This window comes from Buttiauxella sp. (assembly GCF_049686335.1).
Taxonomy (GTDB): domain Bacteria; phylum Pseudomonadota; class Gammaproteobacteria; order Enterobacterales; family Enterobacteriaceae; genus Buttiauxella.
Genome location: NZ_JBAVHX010000038.1, coordinates 16,515 through 31,919, shown reverse-complemented (window position 1 = coordinate 31,919; position 15,405 = coordinate 16,515). Strand labels below are relative to the sequence as shown.

General features: G+C 46.6%; 13 protein-coding genes and 1 pseudogene. 12 read left to right on the top strand and 2 right to left on the bottom strand.

Annotated elements, in window-relative coordinates; all coding sequences use genetic code 11:
- Both WBL83_RS21940 and WBL83_RS21935 read right to left on the bottom strand, forming a co-directional pair.
- Positions 1 to 217, bottom strand: a pseudogene (locus WBL83_RS21940) (type VI secretion system tip protein VgrG); the annotation flags it as partial.
- A 70-nt stretch (positions 218 to 287) separates the two neighbouring features.
- A complete protein-coding gene (locus WBL83_RS21935; RefSeq protein ID WP_424591096.1) occupies positions 288 to 806 on the bottom strand; it encodes an Hcp family type VI secretion system effector in 519 nt (172 codons plus the stop codon).
- A gap of 552 nt (positions 807 to 1,358) precedes the next feature.
- On the opposite strand from WBL83_RS21935, the gene tssB reads away from it, so the two are divergent.
- The 12 genes from tssB to tssA are packed head-to-tail and all read left to right on the top strand — an operon-like array spanning position 1,359 to position 15,392.
- A complete protein-coding gene (gene tssB, locus WBL83_RS21930) occupies positions 1,359 to 1,856 on the top strand; it encodes a type VI secretion system contractile sheath small subunit (RefSeq protein ID WP_424591095.1) in 498 nt (165 codons plus the stop codon).
- A 20-nt stretch (positions 1,857 to 1,876) separates the two neighbouring features.
- Complete coding sequence (gene tssC / locus WBL83_RS21925; protein ID WP_424591094.1) at positions 1,877 to 3,361, top strand: type VI secretion system contractile sheath large subunit; 1,485 nt, start codon at positions 1,877 to 1,879, stop codon at positions 3,359 to 3,361.
- 2 nt (positions 3,362 to 3,363) lie between these two features.
- Positions 3,364 to 3,795, top strand: coding sequence for a type VI secretion system baseplate subunit TssE (tssE, locus tag WBL83_RS21920; protein WP_424591093.1), 432 nt, complete (start codon positions 3,364 to 3,366; stop codon positions 3,793 to 3,795).
- A gap of 5 nt (positions 3,796 to 3,800) precedes the next feature.
- The gene (tssF, locus tag WBL83_RS21915) at positions 3,801 to 5,642 is read left to right on the top strand and encodes a type VI secretion system baseplate subunit TssF (RefSeq protein ID WP_424591092.1); all 1,842 of its coding nucleotides are present in this window, start codon (positions 3,801 to 3,803) and stop codon (positions 5,640 to 5,642) included.
- Positions 5,606 to 6,643, top strand: a complete 1,038-nt coding sequence (gene tssG / locus WBL83_RS21910) for a type VI secretion system baseplate subunit TssG (RefSeq protein WP_424591091.1) — start codon at positions 5,606 to 5,608, stop codon at positions 6,641 to 6,643. Before tssF ends, tssG begins: the two co-directional genes overlap by 37 nt.
- Before the next feature lie 26 nt (positions 6,644 to 6,669).
- Positions 6,670 to 7,995, top strand: a complete 1,326-nt coding sequence (gene tagH, locus WBL83_RS21905) for a type VI secretion system-associated FHA domain protein TagH (RefSeq protein WP_424591090.1) — start codon at positions 6,670 to 6,672, stop codon at positions 7,993 to 7,995.
- Entirely contained in the window at positions 7,992 to 8,522 is a 531-nt protein-coding gene (tssJ, locus tag WBL83_RS21900; protein ID WP_424591089.1) for a type VI secretion system lipoprotein TssJ, read from the top strand. Before tagH ends, tssJ begins: the two co-directional genes overlap by 4 nt.
- A 5-nt stretch (positions 8,523 to 8,527) precedes the next feature.
- Positions 8,528 to 9,871, top strand: a complete 1,344-nt coding sequence (tssK, locus tag WBL83_RS21895) for a type VI secretion system baseplate subunit TssK (RefSeq protein ID WP_424591088.1) — start codon at positions 8,528 to 8,530, stop codon at positions 9,869 to 9,871.
- Between the two features lie 4 nt (positions 9,872 to 9,875).
- On the top strand, positions 9,876 to 10,637 hold the full coding sequence (icmH, locus tag WBL83_RS21890; RefSeq protein ID WP_424591087.1) for a type IVB secretion system protein IcmH/DotU: 762 nt from the start codon (positions 9,876 to 9,878) through the stop codon (positions 10,635 to 10,637).
- A 16-nt stretch (positions 10,638 to 10,653) separates the two neighbouring features.
- Positions 10,654 to 13,284, top strand: coding sequence for a type VI secretion system ATPase TssH (tssH, locus tag WBL83_RS21885; RefSeq protein ID WP_424591086.1), 2,631 nt, complete (start codon positions 10,654 to 10,656; stop codon positions 13,282 to 13,284).
- Positions 13,284 to 13,970: a type VI secretion system-associated protein VasI gene (gene vasI / locus WBL83_RS21880; protein WP_424591085.1), complete on the top strand. Its 687-nt coding sequence runs from the start codon at positions 13,284 to 13,286 to the stop codon at positions 13,968 to 13,970. Before tssH ends, vasI begins: the two co-directional genes overlap by 1 nt.
- Before the next feature lie 18 nt (positions 13,971 to 13,988).
- The gene (gene tssA, locus WBL83_RS21875) at positions 13,989 to 15,392 is read left to right on the top strand and encodes a type VI secretion system protein TssA (protein WP_424591084.1); all 1,404 of its coding nucleotides are present in this window, start codon (positions 13,989 to 13,991) and stop codon (positions 15,390 to 15,392) included.
- Positions 15,393 to 15,405: the final 13 nt, after the last annotated feature.

Sequence of the window (15,405 nt, the reverse complement as noted above, 5' to 3'; positions counted from 1 at the left end):
GCACCCGGCGTTTAATCTCTTCGCCCTGCCAGATAACCAGCGTGGCTGTTTCATCAAGGATGTTTTTGAAGTCAATTGCCGGATCCTTGCAGGCGACGGTGATATCCAGGCTGAACAGGGAAGAGAGCGACTGCTTTAATGTAAAGCCCACCACCGCAAAGGTGTCCGCCGGAGTATGCCCGGCGGTGAAGGTAAAGCGGGTGCCGTCTGAGGCCATAAAATGACTCCTTCAGGAGGACGGTAAAATAACGTCCTGCATGCAGGACGTTATTACTTTTAACCCGGAATTAAGATTCCAGTGGAGCGCGCCAGTCATCAGCGCCAGAAGTACCGGCTGAAGTGTGTTCCCACTCAATTTTGCGATAAGCCAGTGAAACCTGGATCAATTGGGTGAACTCACGCTTGGTCGAATCCTGGCAATGCGGCATGTGGCAATTGATATCCACAATCGTTGAGTCAGTCAGGCGAGTCGTAAAGAAGTGTTCCTGCTTACCTTCAACAGAAGTACGGAACCATTTCAGTTCTGTCGTTGGCAACATTTCGCCAGACGCCAACGCGTTATAAAGCAGTGGTACGGCTTTATTAAGCGCTACAGTGAAAATGAAAGGCTTATGAGCACGTTGCCCGGCTGGTTGACCTGATTGCGGGTCGGTAGGTACGGTGACGATGTGCTGGAATTCTTGCACCAGCATTTCATCTTCATGCCCCTGGACAAAAATATTGCCGACCGATTCTGCGGTGAAAGCACCTGCAGTAATATTGCCCTGAGTCTGGCCATTCATTGATATATAACATGGGGTTGGCATTGAAAAACTCCTGTAAATAATAAACATCACTATTAATCAACGATGATTTCTGAGCATTCATTTGGTTTGCCAACTACGTCATACACATAAGCAACATGAATGAACTAGAGTGATTCACATCATTTAACATTTTAAACTGGCAAACAAAACAAAACGAAACCAGCGATAAAATAACACCAGCAAAAAGATGAAAGAACAAAAACCCCGGCATTGTCCGTATTCCTACCTTAATGAATTATATAAATTATGATTAGCCCACCAAACATATAAAAAAATAATACAGTAGCAAATAAAAGAACGTTCCCCAGTTAAATTTCAGTTGCAGACATAAAACCACAACAAAAAAAACATAAATAGAAGTAGCTTTCTGTACTTTTGTATCTGTACAAAACACGGGTTTATAGTGATAACGTAGCCACCATTCAGTGTTAACCATTCAGAAAATATCAATCTGACAAACAACAAATCAGCCCTAACTATTTATTAACTAACGCCAGTCAATCAATCAATGCCAGGCATACCAATAAGTGCGTAACACAAGGGTAAGTAAATATGAGCAACAATAAAGACGGCAGTATCGCGCCTAAAGAGCGAATTAACATCCGTTATGTTCCCAAAGCTGATGGGTTAAATTCAGAAGTTGAATTACCACTAAATTTATTAGTCGTCGGCGATATGAAAGGCCGTGAAGAAGATTCACAGCTGGATGAACGCAGTACAGTTTCTATAAATAAAAATAATTTTAACGCTGTAATGAGTGAGACGGGAATCAACCTGAACTTTAGCGTAGGCAACTCCCTAAGCAAGAAGAAAGGTGAAGAGCTTCAGGTCGAGCTGGACGTGAAATCACTCGAAGATTTCTCCCCGGATAATATCGCCAGACAAGTTCCTGAACTCAGAAAATTGCTGGAGTTACGTGAGGCTTTGGTCGCGTTAAAAGGGCCAATGGGGAATGTTCCTGCTTTCCGTACCCAGTTACAGGCATTGCTGGATCAGGAAGAATCGCGTGCCCAACTCCTTAAAGAGCTAGATATCGTCAATAAGGCATAATTTTAAGAAGGATTTTGAACATGTCGTTACAGGAAGAACTTTCCTCGCCCTTAGCGGAAGCTGCTGATAAATCTACATTACTTCTTGATGAGATTATGGCGCAAACCCGTATTCAGCCAGAGTCTGACGGTTATGATGTTGCACGCCAGGGTATTGCCGCTTTCGTAACCAGTATTCTGCAAACCGGTAATCATCAGGATCCTGTGAATAAACTTGCAGTTGATCGCATGATTGCTGAACTGGATAGCAAAATCAGTAAGCAAATGAATAACATTTTGCATGCTGAGCCATTCCAGCAAGTTGAGTCATTCTGGCGTTCGATGAAGCTGCTGGTTGACCGGACAGATTTCAAAGAAAATATAAAAATCAATATCCTGCATGCGACTAAAGAAGAGCTGTTGGAAGATTTTGAATTCGCTCCTGAAATTGTTCAATCCGGATTTTATAAGCACGTTTACTCATCAGGTTATGGTCAATTCGGCGGCGAGCCAATTGCTTCGATTATCGGGAGCTACGCATTTAACAATAACGCTCAGGATATGAAGCTACTGAATTATGTCAGCGCAGTTGGAGCTATGGCTCACGCCCCCTTCCTGACATCCGTATCGCCTGATTTCTTTGGTCTCAAATCCTTTACCGAACTGCCAACCATCAAAGATGTTGCTTCCATTTTTGAAGGCCCATCATATACAAAATGGCGTGCATTACGGGAATCCGAAGATGCCCGATATCTGGGGCTAACGGCACCACGGTTCTTGTTGCGCCTTCCTTACTCACCAGTAGAAAACCCTGTTAAAAAATTTAATTTTCAAGAAGATGTTAGCCATCGCCATGAAGATTACCTATGGGGTAATACCGCCTTCTTACTGGCTAGTAGCCTGACAGATAGCTTTGCTAAATATCGTTGGTGTCCGAATATCATTGGCCCTCAAAGTGGCGGTGCGGTGAATGACTTACCCGTACATATGTTTGACGCACTGGGGCAGACTCAGGCAAAAATCCCTACCGAAATTCTCGTCACTGACCGTCGTGAATTTGAACTTGCCGAAGAAGGTTTTATTACGTTAACCATGCGTAAAGGCAGCAATAATGCCGCGTTCTTCTCAGCAAACTCGGTACAAAAACCAAGGAAATTCCCTGGAACCCCGGAAGGAAAAATTGCGCAAACCAACTATAAGCTGGGAACGCAATTACCTTATATGTTCATCATCAACCGTCTGGCTCACTACATTAAAGTGCTTCAGCGCGAGCAAATCGGTACATGGAAGGTTCGTAATGATCTGGAACGTGAACTGAATAACTGGATTAAGCAGTACATTGCCGATCAGGAGAATCCACCAGCAGATGTCCGCAGTCGCAAACCTCTGCGCGCAGCCAAAATTGATGTTTTGGATGTTGATGGTGAACCGGGTTGGTATCAGGTCGCTATTTCAGTTCGCCCTCACTTTAAATATATGGGTGCCAACTTTGAATTGTCTCTTGTCGGTCGACTTGACAAGGAATAATCATGATAACGCCAGGCCGGAAAAGAGAAGCATCAGCCAGTTTATTTGAGCGTATTGAAAATGGTTCATCAGGTCATTCACGCTCAATGCAAATCGAGAATTTACAATTATCGATTAAACGTAACTTGCGCAGCATCCTTAACTCCAGGCCTGGCAGTTCTCAAAGTACATTGCAATTAGGTGTCATTGATTTAAACGACGCAACAGCTTCAACAGCAGATTTTCGAAAAACGGTCGAAGAAGCCATCAAGAAATGTATAGAAGATTACGAACCTCGTATAAAGCAAGCAGATGTCCATGCTGTGAGCAGTGATGGATATAACCCCTTGGATCTTAATTTTCATATTGTGGCGCACTTAGACTTTAATGGCCGCAAGGATGTCGTGGAATTTAATATGCAATTAGATAACCAACATCACTACCAACTGGATTAAGTTATATGTCATTTGAGGAAAGGTATTTTCGAGAGGAGCTGGATTATCTTCGCCAGTTAGGAAAAGTACTGGCCAAAGAAAAACCCCATTTAGCTCCCTTTCTGGCAGAAAAAGAAGCTGACCCTGACGTTGAACGTCTGCTAGAAGGGTTTGCTTTTTTATCTGGTAATTTACGATCCAGAATTGAAGATGAATTTCCTGAATTGACTCATAGTCTGCTCAATTTATTGTGGCCAAATTACCTGCGCCCAACACCGAGCATGACAATCATCGAATACATACCCAACCCGAAAACTGTTACCACTGCATTTTTAGTGAACGCTGATTCGCAGGTCATGAGTGCATCAAATGAATCCATAGGAATAATTACCGATCAACACTCTGATGAATCATTACCCGCATGCGTGTTCACACTGAGTCGTGACGTCTGGTTATTACCCATCAGCATTGATGATGTCACAACTAATAGCACTCACAAGCATGGGATGATTGATATAACATTTGCGCTGGGTAACATGCAGGATATCAGTACGCTGGACTTCGACAAAATACGTGTCTGGTTAGGAAATGATGATAATTATACTCGCTATCAACTCTATCTATGGTTCTGCGAGTACATGACAGCAGCAGAACTAGTCGTAGGTGACGATACTATTCGCCTGCCTGATTTCAAACTTACTCCGGTAGGTTTTGAAAAACCGGATGCAATACTCCCGTATCCAAAGAATGTTTATAGCGGGTACCGCATATTACAAGAATACTTATGTTATTTAGATAGTTTTTTCTTTTTCGATGTCCAAGGTATTCATTCTTTACCATCAGAGACGATCGCGGATAAATTTACTGTCCGAGTGCATTTTTCAAAACCCTTACCTCCGGACTTAAAGTTACGGCAGGACTCAATCCGATTGTATTGCACTCCTGCTGTGAATCTTTTTTCACAAAGCGCAGAGCCTATTGAGCTGAATAACACCACAACCGATTATTTACTCAAAGCAAACCATCGGCTTTCCGAGTTCTACGATATATTCTCAGTTAATAGCGTCGAAAGCACCTGGTGTTATTATGATAATAATCACCGAGGCAAAGCAGACGAAACAACAACCCGTACCTATTCTTCTTTTGAAAGCTTTCAGCATCAGGTGGAATATTCTCAGCAACGAGAAGCATTATATTACCGTGTTAAATCTAAAACATCGATTTCCTATCAAGGGCTTGAGCACTTTATTTCTTTTGTACATGGTGATGGTACCTTATCTGAAAGGGAATATAGCGATGACGGACATGAGGTCGTTTCTGCCGAGTTAACGTGTACGAATAGATATATACCGGCACATCTCAAAACAGGTGATATTAATCATGCCATGGGGAAAAACCCTGCCGTTTCCTCCTTCCGAAATGTCACTCGCCCATCACTGCCTTTATATCCTGTTCTCGATGGAAGCCTGCATTGGTCTCTGCTATCGAATATGAGTCTTAATTATCTATCATTACTAGACCTTGATGCTTTGAAGCAGGTTCTTCGCACGTATGATTTACCAGGGATTCAGCACCCGCAGGCAGCACGGTTATCTCAACAAAAACTGGACGCCATTGAGCAAATTGAAACCAAACCCGTGGATCACCTTTTTAAAGGTGTACCAATCAGAGGACTAGCTTCAACGATCTATATTCGCCAAACGCCATTCGTTTGCGAAGGTGAGCTTTATCTATTGGGCACAGTGCTATCCCACTTTTTTTCACTTTATGCCAGCGTAAATAGCTTCCACGAATTAAAAGTCGTCAATATCGATAATCAGGAGTGTTACGAATGGCCGGAAAAAATAGGTCAGCACGCGCTGATTTAACGGTAAATAATCCATTTCACGATGTCTGTCGCTATAATTTTTATGCACTCGTGGAATCGATTTATAAACAGACTGAAAACTATCAGGCTATCTCACTTCAAACTGAGCCTCAGGATGAAGTGTTACGATTTGAAGCTGATGCCAACATTGCTTTTCCTAAAAGCGATGTGCAAGCGCTTACCCGCAATATAGCTGGTCAGTTTGTTATGACCACAACATTTCTGGGATTGCATGGTAGTCAGTCTCCGTTACCAGGGTATTACCTTGACAATCTTGCCTGGGGTTCTGCGCAAGGCGAAAAAAAACTCGGGGAATTTCTGGATATGTTTTCCCACCGATGGACTCAATTCGTCTATCACATTTGGCGTAAATATCGTTATTACGCTTGCTTTCGCAATGGTGGTGTAGATGCATTTTCTCAACGGATGTATTCACTTGTTGGATTGGGTAGCGAAAGCATTCGCAGTCGCCTTGTCATTAATCACAGCAAAATGCTGGCCTACGCAGGGGCGATGGCTAATCCAGGCCGTTCCCCCGAAGTTATTTGTAGCCTAATTTCTCACTGCTTTGATCATGAGGAAGTGTCATTACACGGCTGGCAATTACGTAAAGTGAATATTGCTCCCAACCAACAAAACAGATTGGGAAGCCGTGTCATGCGCGGTAGCAATAAATATCAGGAAAAATCGGTGCTGGGTAAGAATTTCTCCATCGGTGGTCATGTTCCAGACCGTGGCGGTAAGTTTTTGTTATGTCTTAATAACCTCACTCGTGAACAATTTCTTTCCTTTTTACCCAACGGTAAAAACTTCCTGCCATTAACACTTTTTGTTGCCTTTGTATTACGTGACCAATTTGCCTGGGATTTGCGACTAGGGATTGCCCCGCAGCAAGTGGGCGGCATGACGCTTGGCAATGAACAGAATTCACTTCTGGGATGGACGAGTTTTCTCGGTCAACCCAATCAGTATCCTCACGTGACAATCACAGTGAGAACGTAACCAGAGCCTTAAAAACGGAGCGCAGTATGGCAGAGGATAAACAGCAGCCGTCACTTTCATTACAGATTATGAATGGTAATGAACTGGAAAGTGGCCGGGCAGCAAAATGCCTGTTTACGACAGAAGGCGGTGATATTGGCCATGCCGAAATGTGTTACTGGTCTGTACAGGACAACAAGCAAAGTATTAATGAGAAAGCCTGTTCGGTTGTCTGGCGAGACGGCATTTTTTGTTTGCAAATTCACATGAGAAATTTACAGCTAAATCAGGCACCTGTAACTCATAGCGCGGGTTTAATTCGTTTGCGCCAGGGTGATGAAATTGGCATCGGCACCCTACGTATAAAAACACAGTTTCACCTGGGCGAAGGCGCTGATTTTGATCTGCAAAATACGACGCCAGAAACCATTGTGATGAACCAGGATCGGTTAACGGAAACGTTACTGACCACCGAAGGGCAACCTGGCTACCAAAGCACCCTGCCTTACCGGGAAATCGCACCTTCGGTTGTGAATGGTTTTTCTTCGGACCCTCTTACAGCCCTACAAAAAGAGAGTCTGACCACTCATCATGCAACGCTCTCTGCTTTTGATGAACCTTCTCTTCTGCAGTACAGCCATCATGTCCCGCTTACCGCGCCTGGCTCGGATGCGCCTCGTAAAGGTGGCATTGATAATCACTTCATGGATTTACCAGATATCCATAGTTTTCATAGCAATGAGAATGAAGGGTCACACCATAACGATGGCAACGATCTGACTTTCCACCATGTCGCCGTTACACCGCTTATGCGCGGATTAGGCCACGCACTTCCTCTTCACAACTCGCAAAGTGCAGATGATTTTCTGGAAGAGATCGGTCGAACTTTGCAAGCAGCGGTGAAAGGGTTGTTAGATTTGCAACATCAGCAAAATAGCCTTTCTGATAAGCATTTACGTCCGCTTGAAGATAACCCGTTACGTCTGAATCTGAGCTACGAGAGTGCACTGAATGTCCTCTTCGCCGATGAAAAAAGCCCGGTGCATCTGTCTGCTCCAGCCGCTGTAGCGGAAAGCCTTCGCAACATGAAACTGCACAACCAGGCAAATCAAACGGCCATTGTCGAGGCGCTTCGTATGATGCTTGAAGCCTTCTCTCCCAATCAATTAATGACGCGTTTTGCTCAGTACCGCCGCAGCCACGAGCAACGTCTGGAGATGAACGATGCCTGGGCATGGAACATGTATTGCAACTATTACGATGAACTGGCTTCAAGCCGGCAGCTTGGTTTCGAGAGGTTATTCAATGAAGTTTACGCGCAAGTTTATGACCGCGTATTGCGTCAGTCAGACCGGGAGTCGGATGCCCTATGAAGTGGAGATGGACCCTGGCACTGGCAATTCTGTGTCTCATAACAGGAACACTTAGCGGATGCGAAACGGCAAAAAAGTTAGGCCAGGTGATCGCCGATCCAAATATTAAAGTGGGCGAAGCTGCCGAGCAGCCTTCCGAACTGCTCGTCACACTGCTGACCGAGCCGGACGCTAATGCTAACGAAAGTGGCGAGGGTTTGCCGGTAAGCGTTCAGCTTATTTATATGAGTGAAGATTCGAAGCTGCAAGAAGCTGATTATGATCTCATTGCGGTTGCCAGGCTCGATGAAGTTTTGGGAAAAAATTATATCGATAACCAGGATTTCAGCTTACTGCCCAACTCTATTAAAACGCTGCCGCTGATAAAAATGAATCCGGCAACTCGCTATATCGGCGTTGTAGCCTATTTTGCTGATGATCAAATTACCGAATGGAAGCAAATAACATCTGTTGAAGGTATCGGACATACCTATCACCTGCTGGTACATGTGCGCGACAGCAGTATCGAAATAAAAAAAGAGGAATAACGATCGTGGCAACCCTGAAAAATAAAGTCATCTGGCAGGAAGGTTTATTTGTTAAACCTCAGCATTTTCAGCAACTGCAACGTCATAACGACTATGTTCTACAGAATCGCCTGCTGGCGCTGAGTAATATCAACTGGGGTTTTACCGATCTCGATATTGATGAAACTCAGCTCAAACATGGCAAAATCAGCATTAATAAAGCGATTGGGTGTATGTCCGATGGAACAGTTTTTAGCATCCCCGATCAGGATATTATTCCCGCCCCGCTGCTCATTAATGAATTGAAGACTTCGGCCAGTCGCGAAATATATCTGGCTCTACCAATCATTAGTGATGTGATTAATGAAGTTGAAGGGATGCATAGCGCCGGACAATCTTCAGGGCGCTACCGTATTAACTACAGCGATGTTCGCGATCTCCACACCAATGAAGGAGATGCCAGCGCTCTCGCGTTGGGTCAATTGCTTCCCTGCCTGATGAGCGGAGCCGAAGATTTAAGCGCCTGGGTAACGATCCCTGTATGTCGCATTAAAGAACGCCATCCCAATGGAATGTTGGAATTAGAGCCCGAGTTTATTCCCAGCGTAATGACGACTCATGCGAGCACTGCCTTAACGCGTTATCTTGGAGAAGTGACCGCCTCTGTCACTAACCGCTCCGAGGAACTGGCAAAACGTATTGGTGCCCCTTCGCAACAAGGTATTGCCGATGTTGCCGAATTTATGATGCTGCAGATGTTTAACCGGAACCAGACAAAATTCGCTCATCGCTCTGCGCTGGCTCGGTTACACCCTGAGGTTTTTTATCTCGATTTGATTTCTTTGTATGGCGAGCTTGTGACATTCACAGAAGAGAGCCGCCTGTCCGAAAAGCTTGGTTTTTATCAGCAGGAAAATCTGACCGAAACGTTTAACCAGATCATGCCTCGATTGCGCAAAGCGCTAAGTACGGTATTGGCACCGCGCGCTATGAATCTGCCATTTACCTATACGGATGGCATTTATGCTGCCATCGTTAATGATTCAACCCTGCTCCAATCCGCGACCTTTGTGCTGGCGGTGAAATCGCAGATGCCGCACGAAACATTACATCGCCAATTTGTGCAGCAATCCAAAATCAGCTCGGTGGAAAAAATCCGCAATGTGGTCAGCGTTCAGGTTCCAGGGGTTCAGCTGGTGCCGCTTTCCACCGCACCTCGCCAGATCCCTTATCACGCCAACTATGTCTACTTCACTCTGGATAAAAACAGCCTGGCCTGGGCGGAAATTGTGCGTCAAAACGGAATCGCTTTGCACGTCTCCGGGAACTTCCCGGAACTCGATCTGCAGCTTTGGGCAATAAGAGGATAACGCTATGAGCGAACTCTCTGAAGCATCGGTTTTCACTGATGAAACCCATGAAGATAGCCAACGCCAGTATCGACTGGCGCTTCGCGGCAACAGTCTGAATCCAATGATTGATGGAGCAACCCCTCTTCTTGGCATGGTGTTACGTCTGAAAACCATGAGCAGTCGTGGATTGCCGGACCATCTTTTTGGCCAGGTTGTTACCGATATCCGTGCGATTGAGCAATTACTCCAGAACCACGGCTACGAGCCGGGGACCATCATTTCGTTTCGTTACGTACTCTGTACTTTCATTGATGAAGCGGCGTTGGGCCAGGGCTGGTCAAGCCAGAACGAATGGGTAAAACAATCACTGCTGGTGCATTTTCATAATGAAACCTGGGGCGGCGAGAAGATTTATATTCTGCTTGAAAGACTGATTGGCGAACCGAAACGATATCGCGATCTACTGGAGTTTCTGTACTTATGTTTTTCGCTCGGATTTCGTGGCCGCTATAAAGTCACGATGCAAAACAACGATGAATTCGAACATATATTTCGCCGGTTACATCACGTCCTCCACCAGCTGCGTGGGGATGGTCCGTTCCCGCTGTTGCATCTGGATAAAAAAAACCAGCGTTCGCCTTACCGCTTAGTCCAACGCCTGGGCATTAAGCATTTGCTGATAGGCGGTGTCACCCTACTTGTGGCGACCTGGTTATTTTATCTGCTGCGCCTGAACGCGCAGACCCAGGACATTTTGCAACAGCTCAGTGGCTTGCTGAGATAACAATAAGGATATTGAGATGATCCAGATTGATTTGCCTACGCTGGTTAACCGGCTGAATCTTTTGTCAAAACAGGCGTTGGAGATGGCGGCTGCTGAATGCGTCAACCAGCAAGCATCAGAAATAACAGTCGCACAAGTCCTGGTACAAATGCTGGCAACGCCACGTAGCGATGTTCGTGTCATCGCCGAACAATCCGGGATAGACCTCGGTGAGTTGCGCGACGCACTGACCCTCGTCGGTGAATATAAAGTTCAGTCCGTTGATAGTTACCCAAGCTTTTCACCGTTACTGGTGGAATGGCTAAAAGATGCATGGCTGCTGGCTTCCGCAGAAATGCAGGTTGGGCAATTACGCGGTGGAATCTTGCTGCTTGCCCTGCTTCATACACCTTTGCGCTATGTGCCGCCTGCCGCAGCGCAATTACTGGCGCAGGTAAACCGCGACTTGCTCCGGTTGAATTTTGCTTCTTGCACCAAAGACTCAGCGGAATCCGTCATTCTTGATGACAATGACAAAACACAGGCACCCACACACAGCGAAGAGAGCCTGCTCGCACGCTACTCCACCAATGTGACCAATGATGCACGCAACGGCAAACTCGACCCTGTACTTTGCCGCGATGCCGAAATTGATCTGATGATCGATATTCTATGTCGCCGCCGGAAAAACAATCCCATTGTGGTGGGCGAGGCGGGCGTAGGTAAAAGTGCGCTAATCGAAGGACTGGCACTACGTATTATCAATGGCCAGGTCCCGGAGAAACTGCTGAATACAGAACTCGTGACCCTCGATTTAGGCGCGCTTCAGGCTGGAGCATCCGTTAAAGGCGAGTTTGAAAAGCGTTTCAAGGGGATCATGGCGGAAGTGCGTGACTCCGCCATCCCGGTAATTTTATTTATCGATGAGGCACATACGCTTATTGGTGCAGGTAACCAACAGGGTGGGCTGGATATTTCCAACTTGCTTAAACCGGCACTGGCTCGCGGTGAACTGAAAACCATTGCGGCGACAACCTGGAGTGAATACAAAAAGTATTTTGAAAAAGATGCCGCGCTTTCGCGGCGTTTTCAGCCCGTTAAGGTCAACGAACCCACCGCAGCTGAAGCCACTATTATTCTGCGCGGCCTGGCATCTGTGTACGAGCAGGCGCACGGTGTATTGATTGATGATGAAGCATTACAGGCCGCCGCAACACTCAGCGAGCGTTATCTTTCTGGCCGTCAGCTTCCCGATAAAGCGATTGATGTCCTGGATACCGCCTGCGCCCGCGTGGCGATCAATATCTCATCCCCACCACGCCAAATCTCAGCTCTCACAACCCAGAGCCATCAGTATCAGGCAGAAATCCGTCAGTTGGAGCGCGAGCAGAAAATAGGTTTGCCGCAAAACGATTCTCGCCAGCTCGAATTACAGGAGCTTCATGAACAGGCGAAAGCGCAGCTTCGAGTACTGGATGAAAGCTGGCACCACCAGCAGGATTTGGTGCAGAACATTGTGGCGCTGCGTCATGAGCTATTGATGGGCAGTGAAGAAAATGTGGCGACAACCTTGCCCGAAAAACGCGAAAAACTTCATTCGCTGATGGTCGAGCTGGAGATGTTACACCAGCAGCAATTGCTGGTTTCCCCGCATGTAGATAAGCGCCAGATTGCCTCGGTTATTGCAGAGTGGACAGGCGTGCCGCTTAACCGCTTGTCGCAAAGTGAAATGACGCTCATTACAGAGCTTCCAACCTGGCTCGGCGACAAAATTAAAGGCCAAACGCTTGCCATTGCACAGTTACATAAACATCTTCTGACGGCGAGAGCAGACCTGCGCCGCCCAGGACGCCCCTTGGGTGCATTTTTGCTGGCAGGCCCAAGCGGCGTCGGCAAAACAGAAACGGTTTTGCAACTTGCTGAGTTGTTATTCGGCGGCCGCCAGTACCTCACCACGATCAATATGTCGGAATTCCAGGAAAAACATACAGTTTCACGCTTGATTGGTTCACCGCCAGGTTATGTCGGCTACGGCGAAGGCGGAGTGCTGACAGAAGCGATTCGTCAGAAACCTTATTCTGTCGTTTTGCTCGATGAAGTAGAAAAAGCGCATCCGGATGTGCTGAATCTCTTCTATCAGGCTTTCGATAAAGGCGAAATGGCCGACGGTGAAGGCCGCCTGATCGATTGCAAAAACGTGGTCTTTTTCCTTACCTCAAACCTGGGTTATCAGGTCATCGTCGAACATGCACAAAACCCAGAGCAGCTTCATGAAGGGCTTTATCCAGTACTGGCCGATTTCTTCAAACCAGCTCTTTTGGCGCGTATGGAAATTATTCCGTTCCTGCCCCTCTCAGATGAGACCTTAAAAACCATAATCGCCTCTAAGCTGGAAAGACTCATCACTCTGCTAAAACAGCGATTTAGTGCTGAAACGGTAATTACAGCGGAAGTCAGTGAAGAAATTATGCTTCGTGTCACGCGGTCCGAAAACGGTGCCCGCATGCTCGAATCCGTTATTGATGGTGAAGTTTTACCGCCGCTTTCGTTACTGCTGCTGCAAAAAATGGCAGCGGGTTCAGCCATCCAGCGTGTGCATATCTCTGTTGATGAGCACCGTTTCACCGCAGAGATTGAAGATGCGGCAGCTGAGGCGCAAGGCATCTGATGAAGGGATCGACATTAGCCAGCATCTTGCTGGCTTTAATACCGCTACAGGCCAGTTGCGCAGTCCTCCAGACCGAAACTCTTGCCACAGAAGCCACGCTAAAAGCGATGCTAAGCTGTCGGGCCGAACCGTCGTCACTGGTGCGTCTGGACTGTTACGACCATGCCCTGGCTCCACAGTATCCGGGGTTTGCTGGCGCGCTAAAAAAAGCCCAGCAGCAGGGCGAAGCCTGGATGCGAGCCTATAACCAGGAGTTGCAGCGTGACGATCACTCTACCGTTTTTATAACCCGGCAAACGGAAGGCGAGCGTCCTTCGGTGGTGATTACCACCCCAGCACTGGGAAGCGTGCCCCCTCGCCCGGTTTTGATGTTCAGCTGCATTGATAACATCACTCGAATGCAAATTGCTTTACCTACCCCCCTTAAAAGTGCGCCAAATCTTTCGATTACTACGGAGAAAACGCACCTGGTCGTCCATTGGTTTTTACGTGAAAACGATTCACTTCTTGAGTCCAGCCGAGGCCTGGCCGGGATAGATGAAATCAAACAACTATTCGCTGCACAGACGCTGACGGTAGACATTAACGGCCAGTCACAACCTTCCCTGCATGCGATGACATTTGCCATTACCGATCTCGAAAAAACACTTGAACCATTGCGGGCTGCCTGCCATTGGGCGAGCTAGTTTTACAAGGAATCTAATATGGATATTTCAACATCGCAGGCATGGGTTGAACACGTTGTCGCTTCTCTATCAGAAGAACAAATCAGTTCTGTGCTCAGCGAAAGTAATGCCGACTGGGAATACATTGACAGGGAGATGGTTAAGCTTGGCTCACTTAATCACTCACAGCTCGATATTGCTGAAATACAGCAGCGTTCCCTGAAGTTATTGGCGAACGAAAGCAAAGATTTTCGCTTAATGGTGCATCTGTTGCGGACACTGCAACATTCGGGGAAAGCGGCTGAGTTGATACTTGCCGTGCAAATGCTGAATCAGTATTTACAGCGATTCTGGATGCAGTCATGGCCACATAAAGAGGCTCATAAAAACCGCTTCGCACAGCAGATACTCTCTCGTTTTGAGGCTGCGGCAGCAAGCTTTGCCAGTGATTCAAACGAGAGCCAGCATAAAGATATGTTGGGTGAATTTGCCCAGATCTCAATGTTCTGGAAAAGGGTTGGCTGCGAGAAACTTGCCGCGACCGCGCATGAGTTAATTGCAATTTATCAGCGTCATATTCAGGAATATGCTTCTGCACCAGCTCAAAACATATCAGCTACACAACCTGATTTATCCACGGTTGCCAGTGCGCCTCTCCCCACCATTCCGATAGAAAATCATGACGACAAATCCTGGCGACAGACGCTTTTAAAAATCGCGGATTTGCTGTGCGAGCGCAGTCCACAATGCCCGGTGGGATACCGTCTGCGTCGCTATGCTATCTGGCAAACCATTACCAGCGCCCCACAGGCTGAAGTTGATGGAAGAACGCAACTGGCAGCGTTTTCTGTCGATTTAATGGAGGATTACCAGGCTCGTCTGGCTGCCGCAAACAGTGAACTTTGGGAGCAGGTTGAGAAGAGCCTTCTGCTGACGCCTTACTGGTTCGACGGACACTGTCTGTCAGCACGTATAGCAATGCAGGTAGGGTATTCAGATACCGCAGAAGCGATACGTGATGAGCTTAATCATTTCTTAAACCGAATTCCGGCGCTAAAAACATTACTTTTTAACGATTACTCCCCGTATATGTCACCAACGACACAGCGTTGGCTTGATACGAATGCTGCAAAACCGGCTTCCACTTCTTCTTTGAGCAGTAATAGCGATACAGAAAATCTTTGGCAGTGCTTTTCAGAGCAAGGTCTTACCCCTGCATTGCAATTGCTCGATCATTACCAGCAACAGGCCCACGAACCGCGCGATCAATTTTACCAACAATATTTTGGCGCTCAGCTTTTTGAGCAAGCCGGATTGGTCACCTCTGCACGTCAGCAATACAAAATGCTACATCAAACGGCAAGCCAGATGACGTTAATGCAGTGGGAACCCGTATTACTTAAACAATTAGAAGAAAAAATCACGACGGACAGTAGTGTTTAAACAGGAGTTTTAT

Bases quoted from the DNA above. Each gene is read 5' to 3' on its own strand.
- icmH (WP_424591087.1), top strand. From the start codon at position 9,876: ATGAGCGAACTCTCTGAAGCATCGGTTTTCACTGATGAAACCCATGAA.
- tssA (WP_424591084.1), top strand. From the start codon at position 13,989: ATGGATATTTCAACATCGCAGGCATGGGTTGAACACGTTGTCGCTTCT.
- WBL83_RS21935 (WP_424591096.1), bottom strand. From the start codon at position 806: ATGCCAACCCCATGTTATATATCAATGAATGGCCAGACTCAGGGCAAT.
- vasI (WP_424591085.1), top strand. From the start codon at position 13,284: ATGAAGGGATCGACATTAGCCAGCATCTTGCTGGCTTTAATACCGCTA.
- tssE (WP_424591093.1), top strand. From the start codon at position 3,364: ATGATAACGCCAGGCCGGAAAAGAGAAGCATCAGCCAGTTTATTTGAG.
- tssB (WP_424591095.1), top strand. From the start codon at position 1,359: ATGAGCAACAATAAAGACGGCAGTATCGCGCCTAAAGAGCGAATTAAC.
- tssH (WP_424591086.1), top strand. From the start codon at position 10,654: ATGATCCAGATTGATTTGCCTACGCTGGTTAACCGGCTGAATCTTTTG.
- tssC (WP_424591094.1), top strand. From the start codon at position 1,877: ATGTCGTTACAGGAAGAACTTTCCTCGCCCTTAGCGGAAGCTGCTGAT.
- tssF (WP_424591092.1), top strand. From the start codon at position 3,801: ATGTCATTTGAGGAAAGGTATTTTCGAGAGGAGCTGGATTATCTTCGC.
- tagH (WP_424591090.1), top strand. From the start codon at position 6,670: ATGGCAGAGGATAAACAGCAGCCGTCACTTTCATTACAGATTATGAAT.
- tssJ (WP_424591089.1), top strand. From the start codon at position 7,992: ATGAAGTGGAGATGGACCCTGGCACTGGCAATTCTGTGTCTCATAACA.
- tssG (WP_424591091.1), top strand. From the start codon at position 5,606: ATGGCCGGAAAAAATAGGTCAGCACGCGCTGATTTAACGGTAAATAAT.